Origin of the sequence: Rhizobium sp. SYY.PMSO (assembly GCF_046840415.1) — a bacterium.
GTDB lineage: Bacteria > Pseudomonadota > Alphaproteobacteria > Rhizobiales > Rhizobiaceae > Rhizobium.
In genome coordinates this window covers 1,820,660-1,839,499 of record NZ_CP177350.1, presented here as the reverse complement: position 1 = coordinate 1,839,499, position 18,840 = coordinate 1,820,660, and the positions used below count along the sequence as shown (strand labels likewise).

Below are 18,840 nucleotides of genomic sequence, written 5' to 3'. Positions count from 1 at the left end.
AGACCTAGCCGGACATCCGGCTATCGGCCCGTTCTCCTGCAAATAGTCTCAACCATGGGCCGCCGTGAAAGAGGCTCATGAGCAGATACATCGGCACCATCCCGCCGAGCATTGAACTGTCCTGCGCGGAGCAAATCATATCACCAGCCGATCCGCCGGCCGTCACCGCCGCCATGAGAGCGAAGCTCGGCGCGGCGGCCAGCGACAGCCAGCGGCCGGCAATGACGGGCAGGGCAGGGACGGCGGTGCGCTCGCCGGCCCTTTCGCCCCTTTCGAAGGCGCCGGACATCAGTTTGCTCCGTAGCGATCATGGTGCCGCCACCACACGCCGGTCTCGTTGCGGCCGAGCGGCGCCCGGTCGAGCCACTGGTACATGCCCCAGAGGCCGTCGAGCCCGCGGGCATAGGACGAATAGGTGTGATAGATTTCTCCGTCCTGCATCGCGAAGGCGCTGACGCCGGGCCTGTCGCGCGTATAGGTCGCGACATCCGTTCCGGTCATCGATGCGATTTGCGCAATGGGGCCTTCGCTGCCGCGCAGCTCCCATTGCTGCACCGTCTTGCCGGCCACCGCCTCGGGCATCGGCGGCTCGCGGCGGTAATTGTACTCGATGCTGCCGTCGCGCTGCTCCTCCGGCGTGAACCAGACATTGAAGTCGTGGTTGAAATCGCTGTTGGCCGAAGAGGCCCAGTCGAACGTCCAGCCCATGCGCTGCTTGAATTCCTTCAGTTTCATCAAGGGTGCCCGCGAGACTGCGGAGAAGGCGACATCGTGATTTTCAAGGTGGACCGCGACGCCGTTGAAGCCGTCCGCGATCGACGAGCATGATGGGCAGCCGGCCGTGTAGTCCGGCCCGAACATGAAGTGATAGACGAGGAGCTGCGAACGTCCCTTGAAGAGCGCCGAGAGCGGGACCATGCCCTTGTCCGTGTCCAGCCGGTAGTCCTTCTCCACTTTCACCCAAGGCAGATCCCGGCGGCGCGCGGCAATCCCGTCGGCGCGTCGCGTCAGTTCCTTCTCGTGTTCCAGCAGGGAAAGTCGTGCCGAAAGCCATTCGCTGCGCGTTCCTGTTCTGTGCATTGTCATGGTTCATCTCCTCTTATCGTCAGGTCTGTCCTTGTCGGCGCTGCGTCTTGCCTGCCGATGTGCGATAACTTACGGCTGGAGGCCGGACGGGTGGGAGTTACAAGTATGACGGGATTTCGATGGACTCGATGATCGTCGCAGCCGCTCAGGCGCTTGCCGGCGGCGACGTGCTGGGTGCGCTGAAACGCGTGGCGCTGCGCGATGATGCGCCGGCGTTGGCGCTCCGCGGCATCGCCATGGCACAGCTCGGAGACCTCGTCCGCGCCAAGACCCTGCTGAAAAGTGCGACGCGCGCTTTTGGCCCGCGAGAAGCTGTTGCCCGCGCCCGTTGCATCGTGGCCCAAGCCGAGATCGCCCTGGTCTCGCGTGATCTCGGCTGGCCGGAAAAGGCGCTGGAAACGGCGCGCGCGGTTCTCGAAAGACATGGCGACAATATCAATGCCGCCCATGCCCGCAATCTGCAGATACGCCGCCTGCTGCTCGTCGGCCATCTGGACGAGGCGGAGCGGCTACTGGCGAAACTCGATCCTTCGCCCCTGCCGGCGGCCGCAAGGGCAAGCCATGAGCTGGCGGTTGCCGGCATCGCCATCCGCCGCCTGCGCATCGAGCGTGCCCGCGCCGCCCTGAGACGCGCCGCCGAAGCGGCCGGCAAGGCCGGAATTCCCGCTCTTGCAGTCGAGGTGGGCGATGCGGCGCGCGTTCTCGATGTGCCGGCCGCGCGTCTTGTGGCGCGGGGAAGCGAAAGGCTGCTGTCGCTCGACGAGGTCGAGGCGCTGCTGTCTTCCGGGGCATTGGTCGTGGATGCCTGTCGCAATGTCGTGCGCGGCGGCGGCGAAATCATATCGCTTGCGCGCCGGCCGGTGCTCTTCGCTCTGGCACGCGCGCTTGCCGAGGCGGCTCCTGCCGACGTGCCGCGTGCGCTGCTGCTTTGCCGCGCCTTCCGCGCACGCCATGCCGACGAATCCCATAGGGCGCGGCTCCGGGTCGAGGTGGGAAGGCTTCGCGCCGCATTGGAGCCGCTTGCCGGAATCGACGCGACGGCGTGCGGCTTTGCACTGAAGCCGCGCCTGGGCCGGGATGTCGTGGTGCTGGCGCCGCCCGTCGAGGTCGAGAATGCTCCGCTGCTCGCCCTGCTCTCGGATGGAGAATCCTGGTCGAGTTCGGCGCTCTCGATTGCGCTCGCGACGAGTCCGCGCACGGTACAGCGCGTACTCGACATGCTTGCGACCGCCGGAATGGTGCAAAGTGTCGGGAATGGCCGGGCCCGCCGCTGGATGATGCCGCCGGTCGTCGGCTTCCCGACAACATTGTTACTCCCCGGCCCGCTGCCGAGCGACTAAGCTCCGGATCATCGAAATTCAACCGCTTCTGATCGGAGGATGGAGCATGAAAAAGTCCCCAGCGGAAATCATTCGCGAATACGGCCCCTTCGCCGACGCGCCCAGCGTGCACGGCGTTACCTTCGACGGGCAATACGTCTGGTTTGCATCCGGCGCAAAGCTGCATGCCCTGAATCCCGAAAGCGGGGCGCAGGTGCGCACGATCGACGTCGCTTCACATGCGGGCACCGCTTTCGACGGGCGCAACCTCTATCAGATCGCCGAGGATCGGATTCACAAGGTCGATCCCGAGACGGGAAAGATACTCTCCACCATTCCCGCCCCCGGCAATGGCGGGGATTCGGGCCTCGCCTGGAGTGACGGCAGCCTATGGGTGGGGCAGCATCGCGGGCGCAAGATCTACGAGATCGACCCGGAGACAGGCGCTATCCGGCGCACCATCGAATCCAACCGCATCGTCACCGGCGTCACCTGGGTTGACGGCGAGCTGTGGCACGGCACCTGGGACGGAGATGAAAGCGATGTCCGCCGCATCGATCCGATGACGGGCGAGGTGCTGGAGCGGCTCGAAATGCCCGAGGGCACCGGCGTCTCCGGCCTCGAATCCGACGGCAAGGACCGCTTTTTCGCTGGTGGCGGCAGTAGCGGCAAGGTGCGGGCAATCCGCCGCCCGCGCTGAGAATTTACCCCGGCATGTGGAAGCACGCCGGCCTTCGGCGCTCCTCCAGGCAAGTGGTCGGTGCAGGCCGGCCGTTCCATGGAGCCTGCCGATCCTTTATGGAGAAGGCGCTTTACACGATATGCGATCGAGCACATGAAGCCTTTTCCTGAAAAAGCCTGGAATGCCTGGCATCCCTCCGATCTTATGAAACGACTCGGGACGGACATTCACTGGTATGTCGTCGGTGGATGGGCCCTGGACTTGTGGCATGGCCGCCAGACCAGAGATCATGACGATCTGGAATTTGCCGTTCTGGCGGGCGACGTCGGCCGCGTGCGCGCGTTGCTGAGCGAACTGGTATTCTTTTCGGTCGTGGACGGCCGTATCGAGCATCTTCCTTCGTCGCAGCCGCCGGCCGCGCACGTTGCGCAGCTTTGGGGAGCCGATCCGAAGCAAGGCTGCTGGCGCGTGGATCTGATGCCGGAGCGTGGCACTCCCGCAAGCTGGGCCTATAAGCGCGATCCGGCACTCAAGGTCTCCCGCCGCGATATCATTCGCAAAACCGCCGATGGCCTTCCCTATCTTGCCCCTGCCGCAGTCCTTCTTTTCAAGGCCAAGCATTGCCGGGAAAAGGACGACAGGGATTTCGATCTCGCCCTGCCCAGACTTGCGGCTTCGGAAAGAGACGACTTACGTCGATGGCTGGAAAGGCTGCACCCGGATCACGGCTGGAGAGCCCGGTTTTAGACTCCACTGGCGCAGGCGACGCGTCCGGCGGATCCGGCATTGCTATCCTCATGGCACACCGGCGGAGGTGCCATGCGTCTCCGGCATGGAAGCCATGCCTTGCCGGTTCCGGCCTTCATTGCCATATTCGGCTTACCAACCGCATTTCAATCATTTCCAAGTTGCGAGCTGCGCCGGTCCCGACGGATGTCGTGAATATTTGTGCGCGCAAAGGAGACGCCATGAATGGCATCACGAAAAGTCTTGACGAGATGAACCTGCAGGAGCGTGCCGACCTTATGGCGGCAGTGGCGGATGTACTGCAAGCCGCAGCCGAGGAGGCTGAGGAGGACGGCGATGCGGCTGCCGTTACCAATTCCCTTTTCCTTGCGTGCAATCTTCGCGGCTGTTCGTCCGATCTCCGCCCAAACGACCTGAAGGCCGCCGAGCTTCTGCTGGAGCAGGGCATCACGTTCATTCATCTGTTGAACGGACGCAGGAAAAGCCGTGCCCTAGTGCACTAGCGCCTTTCCGCTTTTCTTCGAATCGCGAAAACGCTCCATCCTTTTGTTTTCACGCAATTCCAGCGGCGATGCCTCATTCAAAACCAGGCCCCTTGGCCGGGGCCTGGTCCGATCTTGCTTGACACGGCAATCGTAGCTCAGAAATGGAGCGGCCGTTCGCCCTCTTCGTCGCGGATATAGGTCGGCAGGCCGATCCGGTTGAGGATGTTGAGGAATGGCTTTGGCGGCAGCTCCTCGACATTCGCCATCTTCTTCACGTCCCACTCGCCGCTGGCAACCAGCATGGCCGCGGCAACCGGCGGCACGCCGGCGGTGTAGGAAATGCCCTGGCTGCCCACTTCGTCGTAGGCTTCCTTATGGTCGGCGACATTGTAGATGAAGACGGTGCGTTCCTTGCCGTCCTTCAGGCCCTTCACGAAATCGCCGATGCAGGTCTTGCCCTCGTATTGCGGCGCAAGCGACGCCGGGTCCGGCAGGCACGCCTTGACCACCTTCAGCGGCACGACATCGAGACCCTCCGCCGTCTTGATCGGCTGTTCGGACAGAAGCCCGATGTTCTTCAGCACGGTGAAGACGTTGATGTAGTGATCGGAAAAGCCCATCCAGAAGCGCACATCGGCGCCGTCCATGTTCTTCGCCAGCGAGTGAACCTCGTCATGGCCGCAAAGATAGGCCTTGCGCTTGCCGACGACAGGCAGATCGTATTCCTGGCCGATCTCGAACATCTTGTTCACCTGCCACTGCTTGTTCTGCCAGGAATAGACGACGCCGGTGAATTCGCGGAAGTTGATTTCCGGGTCGAAATTCGTGGCGAAATACTTGCCGTGGCTGCCGGCGTTGATGTCGACGATGTCGACATCCGTCACCGTGTCGAGATAGTCGTCCTTGGCAAGCCGGGAATAGGCATTGACCACGCCCGGGTCGAAGCCGGCGCCGAGAATGGCGGTGACGCCCTTGTCGGCGCATTCCGCGGCGCGTTTCCACTCGTAGTTTCCGTACCACGGCGGCGTTTCGCAGATCTTGCCGGGCTCTTCGTGAATGGCGGTATCGATATAGGCGGCACCGGTGTCCATGCAGGCACGCAGCACGGACATGTTGAGGAAGGCGGTGCCGACGTTGATGACGATTTCGCAGCCGGTCTTGCGAATGAGTTCCTTGGTGACCTCGATGTCGAGCGCGTTCAGCGCATGGGCTTCAAGGACGCCCGGCTGCTTCATCGCCTTTTTGTCACGAACGCTTTCAATGATCGCGTCGCATTTCGCCTTGGTGCGCGAGGCGATGTGGATGTCTCCCAGGACATCGTTGTTCTGGGCGCATTTGTGCGCCACCACCTGGGCGACGCCTCCGCCGCCGATGATGAGGATATTCTTCTTCATGATATCGGATATCTCCTTCTATCCCTTCGATAAGCCTCAGGAGAGGCTCTGCTCATAGTCCGCGTAGGTGAATTCGCGAACCGTTCGGATGGTGCCGTCAAGCTCTTTGACGGCGATCGCCGGCATCTTCACGCCGTTGAACCAGTTCTTCTTGACCATGGTATAGCCCGCCGTATCCTGAAAGGAGATGCGGTCGCCGACCTTCAGCTGGTGCTGAAAATCGAACTCGCCGAAGATATCGCCGGCGAGACACGATTTCCCGCAGACCATGTAGCGATGCGGCCCGCTATTCGGCTGGACCTTGGCATTTTCTCGATAGATCAGCAGGTCGAGCATGTGAGCCTCGATCGAGCTGTCGACGACGGCGAGATGCTTGCCGTTGTAGAGCGTGTCGAGCACCGTGGTCTCCAGCGTCGTCGATTTGGTGATCGAGGCCTCGCCGGGTTCCAGATAGACCTGTACGCCGTAGCGCTGCGAAAAGGCTTTCAGGCGGTCCGCAAAGGCATCGACCGGATAATCCTGGCCGGTGAAGTGAATGCCGCCCCCGAGGCTCACCCATTCGGCTTTTTTCAGCAGCGTGCCGAATTTCTGCTCGATTTCACCAAGCATGCGGTCGAACAGGCCGAAATCGGAATTCTCGCAGTTATTATGGATCATGAAGCCGTTGATCTTGTCCATGATCCGTTCGATCTTTGCGACATCCCATTCGCCAAGCCGCGAGAAGGGGCGGGCGGGGTCGGCGAGATCGAAGCTCGATGAGCTGATTTGCGGATTGAGGCGTAGGCCGCGGACAACTCCGGAAGCCTTGCCGGCAAAACGCTCCAGCTGGCTGATGGAGTTGAAGATGATCTTGTCGGCATGGGTGATCACCTCGTCGATCTCGTAATCGGCGTAGGCGACCGAATAGGCATGGGTCTCCTTGCCGAAGCGCTGATGGCCGAGGCGCACCTCGTTGAGCGACGACGAGGTCGTGCCGTCCATATGATCGCGCATCAGATCGAAAACGGCCCAGGTGGCGAAGCATTTCAGCGCCAGCAGCGCCTTTGCGCCGGACCGCTCCCGGACATAGGCAATCTTCTCCATGTTCTGCAGGAGTTTTGCCTTGTCGATCAGGTAATACGGTGTCTGGAGCATTTCTGGCGGTCTTCCTTCAATTGCGGTCGAGGGGGTATTGCCGCAGTTGAGCCTAATGATCAAGGCTCGGGGCAAGAGGTTGATGCCGGGTGGCGGGTTTCCTGGGGAGAGTTTTGCGTGCAATGCGCTTCAGGTCGGATGGGGAAGATCGGCTGGCTGGCGCAGGTGGCCGCCCGTACAGGGATGGTGGGTCGCCGCCCATCCGCCGGTGTGTGCTGCGTAATCAATCTGCAAAAGGGTGCGATGAGAGGTAAACCGTCTGCAAGGCAGCAGGCGCGGCGGTGGCGAGTGTGCGCTTAATTACTTAACCTCATGTAGAAAAACGTATTATTTGCGGGAATATTTAGAATATAGCCCATGATTTATGTATAGATTATGATAAACAATGTATTAATCGTCATTGTGTTGGGCATAAGTAGAAGATAATTAATATCTATAGGAATATTGTGGCTCGTCTGCATGAGGCAGCGATTAAATTAGAGAGCTATGATATGCTTGATCTACCCAAGGTAATGCAATTATTACTATTTGCAGCCGTCGTAATTTTATTCTTCCGCTGGGTGGTCGAGGATATGAATAGGTAGCCGCTTACGGCGGCCAGGACCTTAGTCCCGCAACATATCGATTTTCTTTCCAGCTTGTCGCTTGCCGATCCGTCTCTTGTGCCGGCGCGGCCTTGGCGGAAGTGTGGCGTGGTCGGTGTGCCCCGTCATCTCCCGACCGGCCCTCGCGAGCGGGCGGAAAGGGCATGGAGCGCATGGGACGAAGAGCCTCGATCGCCATCGAAGCGCGCCAGCGATTGTCTTGGCAATCTCCGCATTCTGCTTGCCGGGGCTTACGCCGCGACGGCGTAAAGCCGCCCGCATGGCTGAGGGCGGCTTCGGGACCGATCAGGGTGCAACGGTAAAGCTGTAGATTCCGTTGGTCTTGTGGCCGTCCGTGGAGAGCGCGTGCCATTCGACGGTGTATTTGCCGGGCGCCAGCTCATCGGTGACGGGCACCATCAGCGTCGCGTCCTTGTCCATCAGCGAGGCTTCGCCGGTCTTGACGGCCATCTTGCCGGGGCCGGTAATCTTGATGCCGCTGAATTTCAGATTGAGGCCCTCGGAGAACGTCAGGTCGAGTTCCGACGGCGCTGCCTTCACCGTGCTGTCGGCCGCCGGAACGGCGGACTTCAGATGGGCATGTGCCATGGCCTGGCCGGCAAAGGCTATGCTGAGCGCGGCAGCTGCGAAGAGCATTTTCTGGATCTGGGGCATGTCTGGTTTCCTCTTCTGTTGATGATCTGCAGGAAGCCTGCGGATCGCTGATATCCGTTGGCGGCTGTGCCGGACGGAGTTTCCATTTTCCGTTGACATCGAAGGTCACGGATTATTGCCGTTGCAGCAGGTTTCGGATCTTCTGCAGCGCGACGTCGCTATTTTCCTGATAGGCGATCGTACCTCGCAAATTGCCGCCGGCATCGACGAGCAGCACCGATGCGGTGTGATCCATCGTGTATCCGCCATCGGGGCTGGGAACTTTCTTGGCATAGATGCGCCAGCCCTTGATGGCCTTCTGCATCTCTTTGGGATCGCCTGTGATGCCTATGATCCGATCCGTGAAGTTGCCGGTATAGCTGTGCATGATCTCGGGCGTGTCGCGCTCCGGATCGACGGAGAAGAAATAGGCCTTCAGCCTGTCGGCTTGCGGTCCGAGCGTCTTGAACCATCCTGCCATATCGTAGAGCGTGGTCGGGCAGACGTCGGGGCAATGCGTGTAGCCGAAATAGATAAGCGAGGGGTGGCCTGAAAGCGCTTTTTCGGTGATGGGCTGCCCGTGATCGTCCGTCAGGTCGAAGGATGCGCCGATTATGGCCGCCGCCTGCACGTTCGGCATCATCACAAACGTCGCATAGCCGATAGTCCCGGCGGCGAGGACCACCAGGGCGATGGCCATTCCGGTGAAGCGGTGCTTTTTGGACATGGAATGTCTCCTTGTTGAATGCGGCGGCGGCCATTGCCGCCATCCTGCTTCCATTCTGTTGGAACATCGGCTCAGGGATCGTTCGATGAGTGCTTTTCGTTGACGCCCTTCATGCCGGGCATGCCTCCGCCGGGCGTGTCCGCCGCCATGGACCTGACCGGGAAATCAACCTCAACCGAGCCGGCCTTTTCGAATTTGAGCGTCGTCTTGACCGTCTGGCCCTGAAGGAAGGGCTCGGCGACTTGCATGAACATCACATGATAGCCGCCGGGCTTCAGCTCGACGGTCTTGCCGGCGGGAATGGGCAGACCTTTGGGAAGCTCGCGCATGATCATGACATCATTGTCCATCTTCATCTCGTGAATCTGGACCTTTGCGGCGCGCGGCGAGCTGGCAGCGACCAGCCGGTCGTCGGTGTCCCCGGCATTGGTGATGGTCACGTAGCCGCCGCCGACAGGCGCTCCGGGCACCATGGCGCGAACGTAGGGAGCGGAGATTGTGAGATTGCCGAGCTTTATGTCGTCGGCGAAGGCGAAGGAAGAAAGCAGGGACGCCAGCCCGAAGGCGGCAAGAAGAGTGCGTTTCAACATGATCGGTATCCTTGATCCGGAAAAGAGAGCGATGGGTTGCGCCTCGTCAGGTAAAGAAGCGCCGGAGCGGCGGCACGAAGCGGAACACGAGCTGGTCGAGGAGCAGCATCGCGACGATGGCCGCCCCCGTCAGCGGAAAGGTGACGCCGAAGACGATGGCGATGAGCCACAGGCCGACATAGACGGACTTCTGCGGCGGCATCGGCGGCACGCCGAGACGGCCGGCCGGCCGGCGTTTCCACCACATGGCGACAGCCGTTACGCAGCAAAGGACGATCGCCAGGCAAGCGGCCAGCATCAGGAGTTGGTTAAAAAGGCCCCATTCCTGTCCCTGGTGGATGTTGATGCCCCACTCGATCGCCCGGCCGAGCGCAGGATATTGATCGTAGGCGATATCGACCAGCGGCTTGCCGGAATATTGATCGATGTGAACGGTGCGTTCCTTGTCGAGATCGCCGAAATAGTGGCTTGCGGTATAGACGCCGGTTTCATCCGCCGGGATCGCCAGGTCGGAACCGGCAACCATGCCGAGTCCATGCATGATGTCGACGGCCTCGTTCAGGCCGATCGGCTTTGCCGATTGCGCGGCGGCGGCGGTGTCTGACAGCGGAACGGGAGCGTTCTCGACCACCCAGCCGGGGCGGCTGACGACATCCTGCGTGGTCTTCGCCGATTTCGGAACGTCGTCCCAGACTGCGGCCGGCGTTCCCAGATTGTGGGCCGTCAGCCAGGCATTGACATTGGCGCCCCAGTAGCCGGACCAAGGCATGCCGCTGAAGGCCAGGAAGAAGATGAGGATGCCGGCAAGCGCGCCCGTGACGGCATGCAGATCTCGCCAGAAGACGCGCCGCGACGGGTTGCCGCGAACCGTCAGCACGCCGCCGCTCTGCTGTCGCGGCCACCACAGATACATGCCGGTGACGACGAGGACGAGGGCGAAGCCTGCCACGATCTCGATGATGCGGTTGCTCCATTCTCCGAAATAGTCGAGGCTGTGGATGCGCTTGACGACCCAGCCGAACTCCTGCTTCGAGCCGACGGAGCCCAGGATGCTGCCGTCATAAGGGTTGACGTAGACGATGGTCGATTGGCCACCCCGGGACAGTGTTACCCAGGCCGAGCGGTCCGCAGCCGATGCCTCGCGATAGGAGGTGGCGCGTGCGCCCGGAAAGGCTGCAAGCGCCGCATCGGCAATCTGCTGCGGCTGCAGCATCGCTCCTCCCTTGGCGACGAGAAAGCGATGCGAATAGAAGGTATCGGCAATCTGATCCTTGAAGAGATACAGCGATCCGGTGACGGCCAGATTGAGCATGAAGGGAATGACGAGAAGGCCGGCGAAAAAATGCCAGCGCCAGATCGCGCGATAGAGCGAGATATTGTGGGTTGCTGCGGCTGCAGGCTCGGCAGCGGTAAAGGCAGACATGGAAATCCTCCGAAGATCGGCGGGCGGCGGCCAAGCGGTCGATCCGAGGAGGAGGCGGCATTCGGCCGTCGTTTGGAGCGGACCTGCTTCACATCCGCCGGACCAATCGGTCGGCATCGTTCGGCACGGTTCAGCTGGAAAGACCCATCCTCAGATTTCTACGACCCGTGGGTCGCGCATGACGGCAGCCGTTGACGGCAGGCGTCGCGACGAAAGCCGCAACGCCGGTTCAGCCAACGATGTCGAGGAGGGGTGGCGCTCTCGGGCCTGTGTTCGGCGGATAAAGCTGCCGGTGGAATGCCTCCGATCTTGCGACGACGGTCTCTTCGCGCGGAAAGGCGAGACGTTCGCAAATCTCGGTGGGAGGCGTGGGCAGCATCGCGGCAGACGCGATCCGGCATGCCTCGCAGCCGGGCGCATAGACCTTCCCATGCACCTTGCCGTCGGCATCCTTGTAGGTGATGCAGAGGATCGGCAACGACCCGTCCGGAAGCCGGTATTGAGCAAGCTCTATCGGCGATATTTCATCGGCCGTCGCGACGGCCGGCTGATGGGCGAAGCCGACAAGCAACAGCGCCACGGCGCAAACCATGCGCGCGCTCCACTGCCATGTACGCGAAATTCTCTTCCGCATTCCCGTCCCCACCACCGCATCTCGCGGATAAGGTCTGCAGTCATAGGACAGGCCCATACCAAGCGCAATGCGTCAATTCGTGCCGCGACGAAGCGGATGGAGATCCATATCGGACTCAGCTTCGCAAGCTGCTGGCCCGGATCACGAGTTCGTGGGCCAGGATCGTATTGTCGTTATCGGCATCGTCCTCGATGAGCGCCTTCAGCTTTCGAACGGATTGTTCGGCCATGTCGCGGCGGGGAAGCCGCACCGTCGTCAGCGGCGGGTCCAGAACGGCCGAAAAGCTGAGGTCGTCGAAGCCCGCGACCGCGATGTCGCGCGGAACCCGCAGGCCCTGCTCCTTCAGCGCGGCGATCAGGCCGTAGGCGGATTCGTCGTTCGAGCAGAAAACGGCGTCGGGCCGTCCGGCTCGGTTTTTCATCTCGTCGGCTGCCCTGCGCCCGTCATTCACGGTGAACCCGGCCTGGAAATGGAGATCGGGGGTCGCGGGCAGCCCGTGCGCCGCAAGCGCCTTTTCCCAGCCGCGCCTGCGGGCGATCGCGACGATTTCCTTCGGCGGCCCGCCAAGATGGGCAATCCTTTTGTAGCCCTGCTTTGCGAGATGATCGACGACATCGTAGGCGGCCTGCACCTCGTCGATCTGTACCGCAGTCACGCCGTTGAGGTCCGGTGTCGGGCTCAGCGTTCGGACGATCGGCAGACGCCGGCCTGCGGCAATGCATTCGAGAAGCCGCGGCGGGCAGTAGCTGGCCGTCAGCAGAACGCCGTCGATGCTTCCTGCCAGCAGCTCGTCGACATAGCGATCCGAGCGACGCGGATCGATGGCCGTATGGGCGATCATGATGTCATAGCCGCAATCATGGGCAGCGCGGTCGATATGCATCAAGAGATCGGGAAAGTTCGGGTTGGCGAGATTCGGGATGAGCACCAGAATGACCTTGCTGCGCTTCAGCCGCAGCGATCGCGCGTGACGATTGACTGCATATCCGGCTTCCTTCGCGGCCTGGACGACCCTCTGCCTCGTCTCCTCGGGAATGGGAGGGAGACCGGCCAGCGCACGGCTGACGGTCGAGGTGGAGACGCCGGCGATACGGGCGATGTCCGCCATCGTCGGTATCGGGCTCTTGCTGGTGAGTGTCGGCTTTCGTTTCGCCATCGGGCCTCTGCAACCGGGATCGTGTCGTTCACATGCATAAATATGCGATCGCGCTCTTGCACGCAATCGATTGCGCTGTTAGGGTCCGCGCAATCGATTGCGTAAGACGCTCGGCGGTGTGGGGAGACATCGCCAGGCAGGCGGGGAGGGCCATATGGCGACATCGACACTCTCGATACAGCTTTATTCGCTTCGGCATCTGGGCGGGCTCGATCGGCAGCTCGATGCCGCAGCGCAAGCCGGGTTCACGGCGGTTGAAACCATCGGCGGCCATCTCGATGACCCGAAGGCTCTGAAGGCGGCTCTCGCCGGCCGCGGCCTGGTCGCGCCGAGCGGCCACATCGGCTTGCTGGCGCTTCGTGGCGACTTGGGCCGTGTTGCGGAAGCGGCCGCCGAGACCGGCATTGCGCAACTCTTCATGCCGGCTTTGCCGCCGGAAGAGCGCAGCGGCAATGCCGACGCGTGGCGTCGTGTCGGTGCCGAGCTCGGCGCGATGGCCGGGCGCCTGAAGGAGCGGGGCATATCGCTCGGCTATCACAATCACCATTGGGAGCTTGTGCGTTTCGGCGACGGCTCCTGTCCGCTCGACTGTCTTTTCGAGGGCGCCGCCGGCAGCCCGCTCGTCTGGCAGGCCGATATCGCATGGCTTGCCCGCGGCGGCGACGATCCGAAGGCCTGGCTCGAAAAATATGCGCACCTGCTTGCTTCCGCTCATGTGAAGGATCAGGCGCCGGCGGGAAGAAACGCGGACGAGGACGGCTGGTGCAATGTCGGCTCCGGCATTCTCGAGTGGCCCGATCTCTGGACCTTTGCCCTTGCACGCGGCGCGCGCCTGATGGTGGTCGAGCACGACAATCCCAAGGATCCGGCGGGCTTTGCCGCCAGGAGCTTCGCCTATCTCCAGAAGATCCGCTAGCCGGGTCGCCTCATATCAGTGCAGATCGATTTCGTTCAACCAGGGGGGAGGAACCACAGATGAACGGCAAGTCGGGTAGCATGGCAATGAATCGCCGATCGTTCCTCGGGGCAACGGCAGCGGCATTGGCCGCAAGTGCTGCGGGCAAGGCGTTTGCGGCGGATGAAACCCTTACCTTCTGGGACATGGTCTGGGGAACGGGCGCCACTTACACGGCCGCCGCCAGGGAACTGGCGGGAAAATACATGCCCGCCAATGGCGCGCTCGGTGTCCGCTATCAGTCGATCCCGTGGGCAAACTGGTATCAGACCTTCACGTCGGCAGCCGCATCGGGAACCACGCCGGCGGTCAGTTCCGGCGCGGCCTTCCTGCCATTCTATTTTCTCGACCAGGGCGTAGCGGTTCCGGCCGACAACCTGATCGCCAAGCTCGACAAGGACGGCAAGAACGATTTCCTGCCCGGCTTGCTGCCGGCGATGAAGACGGATGGCGGCTATGCGGGCGTGCCCTGGTCGATGGATCTGCGCGTCATCTGGTATCGCAAATCGCTGCTGGAAAAGGCCGGTGCCGAGCCGCCGACCGACTGGGATGGCTATATCAAGGCCGGCGAAGCCCTCAAGAAGATCGGCCATATCGGCCTTGGCCTTGCGGCCGGCAGCACCACCACCGATGCCCAGCACACGGTTTCGGCGTTGATGATCAACAACGGCGGCGGCTTCTTTGCTCCGGACGGTTCCTTGAATTGCGTCAGCGACCGCAACATCGAGACGCTCGATTTCATCAACGAGCTCGTGCGCAAGGGCATCATCGATCCCTATGCCGCCAGCTATACGTCCGACAACCTGTCGAGCGACTGGAAATCGGGACGCGTCGCCATGGGCTTCGGGCAGACTGGTCTCGACAAGACGCTGCCGCAGGAAATCCAGTCCGACGCGGTGGTCGCGCATCCCGTCAAGGCCCGGCACGGCGATCTCGGCACGGTCTACTACATCAATTCCCTCTGGATGTTCACCACGACGCCCTCGCAGGAGTCTTCGGAAGCATTCCTGGCCTGGTATCTCGACAACATGCACGTCTACTGGACGAGCGGAGTTGCAATCGACGTACCGGTCAAGAAGAGCATTGCCGAGCTTCCCGTCATCCAGAGCAATCCTAATCTCGTTCTGTCGATCAACGAGTGGCAGCCGGTGGGTAAGACGATCGGCGCTCAGGCGCCGCATGCCTTTGCCGCGCTCAATGCCGTCGACGGCGGGGCCGCCAGTGCCGCCTTCGTCCAGCAGATCATCCAGGGAAAGACGAAGTCCAAGGATATTCTCGAGACCCTGGAGGCATCGCTGAGAAAGGTCGTGCAATAACATGGCCGAGGTGCAGGCATTGTCGGGCGAGCGGCGGCGAACGAGAATGTCGGCCGCCTCCCGCAGCGGGACGCAGGCGCGGCGCGGGGCGACCATGGTCGGCCTCGCCATGCCCTCGATCCTGCTGATGGCACTGATCAATGCCTACCCGCTGGGCTACGCCCTCGTGCAATCGCTGCATAATGGCGGCCTGCTGCGTCTCGGCAAATTCATCGGCTTCAGGAACTATCTCAATGTGCTCACCGATCCGGCCTTCTGGTCGGCGGCGTCCTTCACGCTGCTGTTCACGGTCAGCGGCGTGTTCGGCAGCTGGCTGATCGGCTTCGGTCTCGCAATCCTGCTGAAGCCGCAATTTCCGGGGCGGAACCTGTTCAAGGTGTTGCTGCTGCTGCCATGGATCGTGCCGATCGTCGTCACGTCCATGAGCTGGAACTGGCTGGTGGCGACCCCCGACAGCCTGTTGCCGCAGCTTGCCGAGACATTGGGGCTCGGGCAGGTGCTGTTTCTCGCCGATCCCACGATGGCCATGGTCACGGTCTGTCTGTTCAAGATATGGATCAGCTATCCCTTCATGATGATGATGGGCGCCGCCGCGCTCGAGAGCATCGACAACAGCGTCTATGAGGCGGCGACGCTGGACGGTGCGAATTCGCGCCAGCAGATCCGCTACATCGTTCTGCCGATGACCGCGCGTTCCACCTACATCAGCTGGATCCTGATGACGATGTTCTCGGTCAACGATTTCGCGACGATCTATCTGCTCACCGGCGGCGGGCCGGTCAATGCGACGACATCGCTGATCGTGCTTGCCTATCGCTCCGTCTTCCAGGACTTCCTGCCCGGATATGGCGTTGCGATTTCCTTCATGATGACGATCGTTCTGGTCGCCCTTTCGCTCCTGCTGTTTCGGCAGGTGCGAAAGGCCAATTTCTAGGAGGGTCCTTATGGCGACGAAGGCAACAGCCCCGAATACGACAGCCGGCATCGGCAAGTCTTCCGGGTGGGTGCGGACCGTGGTGCTCGCGGTGATAACGTTGGTTGCATTGAGCCCGATCCTCGTCATTTTCGGCCTTGCCTTGAGGCCGCGCCTTTATTCCGAAGCGACCGGCCCGACCCTCTCGACCTTCGTCTACGTTCTCAGGAATACGGATATCCTGGTGTGGTTGAAGAACAGCCTCGTCGTCTCGGTCATCGCTTCCTGTCTGTCGCTGTTCGTTGCCGCGCCCGCAGGCTATGTGCTGTCGCGTGCCCGAGGCAGCGCCGTTTCGCTTTATTCGATGCTGATCTTCGTCATCCAGAGCTTTCCGGTCGTCGTCTTCATCATTCCGCTTTTCATCATGCTGTCGCGGATCGGGCTCGTCGATACGCTGTCGGGAGTTTCCATCATCTACGTCGCCTCCAGCGTGTCGGTGGCCTGCTGGATGATGGCCGCCTATTTCGACGGCATTCCGACCGATCTCGAAGAGGCGGCCTGGATCGACGGCTGCACGGTATTCGGCGCCTTTCTGCGCATCGTGCTACCCAATTCCCTGCCGGGCATCCTGTCGACGGCGATCTACGGCTTCCTCGTCGCGTGGAACGATTATCTGGTGGCGCTCGTCTTTCTGCGAACCGACAGCCGCTTCACCCTGCCCGTCGGCCTGCAGACATTCTTCCAGCAGAACCAGACCGATTGGGGTCCAGTGATGGCCTGCGCCGTGATCATGCTGGCGCCACCGGTCATCATCTTCGCTTTGCTCAATCGCTTTTTCAGCATCGGTGGCATCGGCGGTTCGCTTGCCGGCCGATGACATCAGTCCAAGGGGTCTCTCCATGCCGGATGCCAAGAACCGCGAGTTTAGGCTCGAAACCTTTCGAGCCGTGCTCGATCGCATCATCCCTGCGGATGATTATCCCGGCGCGCTCGACAACGGCGTGGACGAATTCATTCTCTCGCTTTGGGATGCCGGGCTTGTTGCCGGCGGGCAGGGCATCCGCGAGGGCCTCGGGAAACTGGATCGGCAGGCATCGAACGGTTTCGCCGCCCTGTCGGCGGGGGAGCAGGATCGCCTGCTTGCGGGCTGTGAGGCAGAGGAATGGTTCCATCTTCTCTGCGAGCTCGCCGCCGAGGGTTTCTATGCGGATCCGGCCAATGGCGCCAATCCCGATGCGATTTCGTGGCGCATGATCGGCTATCGCCCAGGCTTGCCCGAAGGGCCAAGCGGCCCGCCGGAGAACGCGGATGATGCCGTCCGCGGGAGGTTACGGGCATGAAGATCGACTATGATGCGATTATCGTCGGCGCCGGTGCTGCGGGCAACATCGCGGCAGGTGTTCTGGCCGAAGCCGGCAAGCGCATCCTGCTTGTCGAGCGCGGCAAGAGGCGGACCTATGCGGAGGACGGCCATCGCGATCATCTGCGAAACCATCGGCTGCAGGCCTATGGCTTCAACACCGGACCGGAGATCGACGGCAATCCGCGCGTCTTTGTCGACCGGCAGGGCAGCCGGCACGTCATCAAGCCGTACCAGGACAATTATCACGTCAATGCCGCGGTCGTCGGCGGCGGAACCTTCGTCTATGGCGGCCTCGCCTGGCGCTTTCATCCCAAGGATTTTCGCATGGCGTCGACGTATGGCCGTCCCGACGGCTCCTCGCTGGCCGACTGGCCGATTTCCTACGACGATCTTGAGCCTTGGTACGGGAGGGCCGAACACGAGATAGGCGTTTCGGGTGACGGCGGCGGCGACCGCAATTCCGGGCCTCGCGGCCGCGATTATCCGATGCCGCCGGTGGCGGACAATCCGGCAAGCTTCCATCTGCGGGCGGGGGCGAAGGCGCTGGGTCTTTCGACCTTCACACCGCCGCTCCTCGTCAACACCGTGCCTCGCGCGGGGCGAGGGGCCTGCATCCGCTGCGGCTCGTGCGTCGGCTTTCCCTGTCCAAGCAACGGCAAGAACGGCACCCAGAACACCCTGCTGCCGCGGGCGCTGGCGACCGGGCGCTGCGATCTCCTGACCGAGACCGTCGTGGAGCGCGTCGCCACCGACGACCGGGGCAATGTCGTCGGCGTCGATATTCTCGAGACGGATGAGGCCGGGCACCTTTGCCGTCGTCGCATTCTCTCCCGCATCGTCATCCTGTCGGCCGGTGCGATCGAAACGGCGCGGCTCATGCTGCTGACGCAAACGGACCGCGAGCCGAACGGGCTCGGCAACAATCACGATCAGGTCGGCCGCAATCTGCAGGGGCACTACTATCCGACGGTCTTCGGTCTTTTCGAAGAGCCGGTCCAGGATAGCAAGGGGCCGGGCGTGACGATTGCGACCACCGACTACAATCACGGCAATGACGGTATCATCGGCGGGGCGATGCTGGCGGATGATTTCGTCATGCTGCCGATCATTCTCTGGAAATCCGGCCTGCCCGACGATCTGCCGCGATACGGGCTGAAGGCAAAGCATTTCATGCGCGACAATTTTACCCGCATCGCGCAGATCAAGGGGCCTGTGCACGAAATCCCAAGCGCCGACTGCCGTGTTCGCCTCGATCCGGACGTCCGCGATGCATATGGACGCTCCGTTGCACAGTTGTCGGGAACGACGCATCCGGAGACGGTTCGCACGGCCGATTACATGCTGGACAAGGCCGATGCCTGGATGCAGGCCGCCGGCGCCATGCGGACATGGGGGAAAAAGCAGATGCTGCGCCTTTCGGCGGGACAGCACCAGGCGGGCACCTGTCGCATGGGGGAGGCGCCCGAAGTCTCCGTCGCCGATCGTTTCGGCAAAGTCTGGGGGCATGACAATCTCTATGTCTGCGATGCCTCGCTCCACCCGACGAATGGCGGCTACAATCCGGTATTGACCGTCATGGCCCTGGCGTTTCGAAATGCCGAGCGCATCGCCAGCCTCCTTTAGCTGTCAAGCAAGCGATGGTTCGGGGCACCGGATGGCGTGGAAGGCGAGCGCGGCG

At 62.0% G+C, this 18,840-nt stretch carries 20 protein-coding genes; 9 read left to right on the top strand and 11 right to left on the bottom strand.

Annotated elements, in window-relative coordinates:
• Positions 1 to 4: 4 nt before the first annotated feature.
• Entirely contained in the window at positions 5 to 289 is a 285-nt protein-coding gene (locus ACJJVH_RS26720; RefSeq protein ID WP_112798981.1) for a hypothetical protein, read from the bottom strand.
• Positions 289 to 1,086, bottom strand: a complete 798-nt coding sequence (locus ACJJVH_RS26715) for a DUF899 domain-containing protein (protein WP_412065607.1) — start codon at positions 1,084 to 1,086, stop codon at positions 289 to 291. Before ACJJVH_RS26715 ends, ACJJVH_RS26720 begins: the two co-directional genes overlap by 1 nt.
• Positions 1,087 to 1,205: 119 nt before the next feature.
• Here ACJJVH_RS26715 and ACJJVH_RS26710 point away from each other — a divergent pair, with 119 nt between their 5' ends.
• From ACJJVH_RS26710 to ACJJVH_RS26700, 3 genes are all read left to right on the top strand, one after another.
• Positions 1,206 to 2,426, top strand: a complete 1,221-nt coding sequence (locus ACJJVH_RS26710) for a helix-turn-helix domain-containing protein (protein ID WP_412065606.1) — start codon at positions 1,206 to 1,208, stop codon at positions 2,424 to 2,426.
• A 46-nt stretch (positions 2,427 to 2,472) separates the two neighbouring features.
• The gene (locus ACJJVH_RS26705; RefSeq protein WP_112798987.1) at positions 2,473 to 3,105 is read left to right on the top strand and encodes a PQQ-binding-like beta-propeller repeat protein; all 633 of its coding nucleotides are present in this window, start codon (positions 2,473 to 2,475) and stop codon (positions 3,103 to 3,105) included.
• Positions 3,106 to 3,240: 135 nt separating this feature from the next.
• Entirely contained in the window at positions 3,241 to 3,834 is a 594-nt protein-coding gene (locus ACJJVH_RS26700) for a nucleotidyltransferase domain-containing protein (RefSeq protein WP_412065605.1), read from the top strand.
• Positions 3,835 to 3,980: 146 nt separating this feature from the next.
• Here the strand turns inward: ACJJVH_RS26700 and ACJJVH_RS26695 are convergent, their stop codons facing one another.
• The 9 genes from ACJJVH_RS26695 to ACJJVH_RS26655 form a co-directional block, all read right to left on the bottom strand.
• On the bottom strand, positions 3,981 to 4,295 hold the full coding sequence (locus ACJJVH_RS26695; protein WP_412065604.1) for a hypothetical protein: 315 nt from the start codon (positions 4,293 to 4,295) through the stop codon (positions 3,981 to 3,983).
• 179 nt (positions 4,296 to 4,474) lie between these two features.
• Entirely contained in the window at positions 4,475 to 5,713 is a 1,239-nt protein-coding gene (locus tag ACJJVH_RS26690) for a saccharopine dehydrogenase family protein (protein WP_412065603.1), read from the bottom strand.
• A 36-nt stretch (positions 5,714 to 5,749) separates the two neighbouring features.
• Entirely contained in the window at positions 5,750 to 6,847 is a 1,098-nt protein-coding gene (gene nspC, locus ACJJVH_RS26685) for a carboxynorspermidine decarboxylase (RefSeq protein WP_412065602.1), read from the bottom strand.
• Positions 6,848 to 7,737: 890 nt separating this feature from the next.
• Positions 7,738 to 8,106, bottom strand: coding sequence for a copper homeostasis periplasmic binding protein CopC (gene copC / locus ACJJVH_RS26680; RefSeq protein WP_412065601.1), 369 nt, complete (start codon positions 8,104 to 8,106; stop codon positions 7,738 to 7,740).
• Positions 8,107 to 8,218: 112 nt separating this feature from the next.
• Entirely contained in the window at positions 8,219 to 8,812 is a 594-nt protein-coding gene (locus ACJJVH_RS26675) for an SCO family protein (protein WP_412065600.1), read from the bottom strand.
• Between the two features lie 71 nt (positions 8,813 to 8,883).
• Positions 8,884 to 9,402 carry a copper chaperone PCu(A)C gene (locus ACJJVH_RS26670; protein WP_113384192.1) on the bottom strand — a complete coding sequence of 173 codons (519 nt, stop codon included), beginning with the start codon at positions 9,400 to 9,402 and terminating at the stop codon, positions 8,884 to 8,886.
• 46 nt (positions 9,403 to 9,448) lie between these two features.
• Complete coding sequence (locus ACJJVH_RS26665) at positions 9,449 to 10,825, bottom strand: PepSY-associated TM helix domain-containing protein (RefSeq protein ID WP_113404535.1); 1,377 nt, start codon at positions 10,823 to 10,825, stop codon at positions 9,449 to 9,451.
• Between the two features lie 229 nt (positions 10,826 to 11,054).
• On the bottom strand, positions 11,055 to 11,459 hold the full coding sequence (locus ACJJVH_RS26660; protein ID WP_112799000.1) for a hypothetical protein: 405 nt from the start codon (positions 11,457 to 11,459) through the stop codon (positions 11,055 to 11,057).
• Positions 11,460 to 11,574: 115 nt separating this feature from the next.
• Positions 11,575 to 12,615, bottom strand: a complete 1,041-nt coding sequence (locus ACJJVH_RS26655) for a LacI family DNA-binding transcriptional regulator (RefSeq protein ID WP_113357208.1) — start codon at positions 12,613 to 12,615, stop codon at positions 11,575 to 11,577.
• A 154-nt stretch (positions 12,616 to 12,769) separates the two neighbouring features.
• Here ACJJVH_RS26655 and ACJJVH_RS26650 point away from each other — a divergent pair, with 154 nt between their 5' ends.
• The 6 genes from ACJJVH_RS26650 to ACJJVH_RS26625 are packed head-to-tail and all read left to right on the top strand — an operon-like array spanning position 12,770 to position 18,785.
• Positions 12,770 to 13,531, top strand: a complete 762-nt coding sequence (locus ACJJVH_RS26650) for a sugar phosphate isomerase/epimerase family protein (RefSeq protein ID WP_412065599.1) — start codon at positions 12,770 to 12,772, stop codon at positions 13,529 to 13,531.
• A gap of 59 nt (positions 13,532 to 13,590) precedes the next feature.
• On the top strand, positions 13,591 to 14,886 hold the full coding sequence (locus tag ACJJVH_RS26645) for an extracellular solute-binding protein (protein WP_113357207.1): 1,296 nt from the start codon (positions 13,591 to 13,593) through the stop codon (positions 14,884 to 14,886).
• Between the two features lie 46 nt (positions 14,887 to 14,932).
• Entirely contained in the window at positions 14,933 to 15,820 is an 888-nt protein-coding gene (locus tag ACJJVH_RS26640; RefSeq protein WP_412065598.1) for a carbohydrate ABC transporter permease, read from the top strand.
• Positions 15,821 to 15,830: 10 nt separating this feature from the next.
• Positions 15,831 to 16,676: a carbohydrate ABC transporter permease gene (locus ACJJVH_RS26635; protein ID WP_112799007.1), complete on the top strand. Its 846-nt coding sequence runs from the start codon at positions 15,831 to 15,833 to the stop codon at positions 16,674 to 16,676.
• 22 nt (positions 16,677 to 16,698) lie between these two features.
• Positions 16,699 to 17,139 carry a gluconate 2-dehydrogenase subunit 3 family protein gene (locus ACJJVH_RS26630; RefSeq protein WP_112799009.1) on the top strand — a complete coding sequence of 147 codons (441 nt, stop codon included), beginning with the start codon at positions 16,699 to 16,701 and terminating at the stop codon, positions 17,137 to 17,139.
• Positions 17,136 to 18,785, top strand: a complete 1,650-nt coding sequence (locus ACJJVH_RS26625; RefSeq protein ID WP_412065597.1) for a GMC family oxidoreductase — start codon at positions 17,136 to 17,138, stop codon at positions 18,783 to 18,785. Before ACJJVH_RS26630 ends, ACJJVH_RS26625 begins: the two co-directional genes overlap by 4 nt.
• Positions 18,786 to 18,840 lie beyond the last annotated feature (55 nt).

Bases quoted from the DNA above. Each gene is read 5' to 3' on its own strand.
- ACJJVH_RS26720 (WP_112798981.1), bottom strand. From the start codon at position 289: ATGTCCGGCGCCTTCGAAAGGGGCGAAAGGGCCGGCGAGCGCACCGCC.
- ACJJVH_RS26715 (WP_412065607.1), bottom strand. From the start codon at position 1,086: ATGACAATGCACAGAACAGGAACGCGCAGCGAATGGCTTTCGGCACGA.
- ACJJVH_RS26710 (WP_412065606.1), top strand. From the start codon at position 1,206: ATGGACTCGATGATCGTCGCAGCCGCTCAGGCGCTTGCCGGCGGCGAC.
- ACJJVH_RS26705 (WP_112798987.1), top strand. From the start codon at position 2,473: ATGAAAAAGTCCCCAGCGGAAATCATTCGCGAATACGGCCCCTTCGCC.
- ACJJVH_RS26700 (WP_412065605.1), top strand. From the start codon at position 3,241: ATGAAGCCTTTTCCTGAAAAAGCCTGGAATGCCTGGCATCCCTCCGAT.
- ACJJVH_RS26695 (WP_412065604.1), bottom strand. From the start codon at position 4,295: ATGAATGAACGTGATGCCCTGCTCCAGCAGAAGCTCGGCGGCCTTCAG.
- ACJJVH_RS26690 (WP_412065603.1), bottom strand. From the start codon at position 5,713: ATGAAGAAGAATATCCTCATCATCGGCGGCGGAGGCGTCGCCCAGGTG.
- nspC (WP_412065602.1), bottom strand. From the start codon at position 6,847: ATGCTCCAGACACCGTATTACCTGATCGACAAGGCAAAACTCCTGCAG.
- copC (WP_412065601.1), bottom strand. From the start codon at position 8,106: ATGCCCCAGATCCAGAAAATGCTCTTCGCAGCTGCCGCGCTCAGCATA.
- ACJJVH_RS26675 (WP_412065600.1), bottom strand. From the start codon at position 8,812: ATGTCCAAAAAGCACCGCTTCACCGGAATGGCCATCGCCCTGGTGGTC.
- ACJJVH_RS26670 (WP_113384192.1), bottom strand. From the start codon at position 9,402: ATGTTGAAACGCACTCTTCTTGCCGCCTTCGGGCTGGCGTCCCTGCTT.
- ACJJVH_RS26665 (WP_113404535.1), bottom strand. From the start codon at position 10,825: ATGTCTGCCTTTACCGCTGCCGAGCCTGCAGCCGCAGCAACCCACAAT.
- ACJJVH_RS26660 (WP_112799000.1), bottom strand. From the start codon at position 11,459: ATGCGGAAGAGAATTTCGCGTACATGGCAGTGGAGCGCGCGCATGGTT.
- ACJJVH_RS26655 (WP_113357208.1), bottom strand. From the start codon at position 12,615: ATGGCGAAACGAAAGCCGACACTCACCAGCAAGAGCCCGATACCGACG.
- ACJJVH_RS26650 (WP_412065599.1), top strand. From the start codon at position 12,770: ATGGCGACATCGACACTCTCGATACAGCTTTATTCGCTTCGGCATCTG.
- ACJJVH_RS26645 (WP_113357207.1), top strand. From the start codon at position 13,591: ATGAACGGCAAGTCGGGTAGCATGGCAATGAATCGCCGATCGTTCCTC.
- ACJJVH_RS26640 (WP_412065598.1), top strand. From the start codon at position 14,933: ATGTCGGCCGCCTCCCGCAGCGGGACGCAGGCGCGGCGCGGGGCGACC.
- ACJJVH_RS26635 (WP_112799007.1), top strand. From the start codon at position 15,831: ATGGCGACGAAGGCAACAGCCCCGAATACGACAGCCGGCATCGGCAAG.
- ACJJVH_RS26630 (WP_112799009.1), top strand. From the start codon at position 16,699: ATGCCGGATGCCAAGAACCGCGAGTTTAGGCTCGAAACCTTTCGAGCC.
- ACJJVH_RS26625 (WP_412065597.1), top strand. From the start codon at position 17,136: ATGAAGATCGACTATGATGCGATTATCGTCGGCGCCGGTGCTGCGGGC.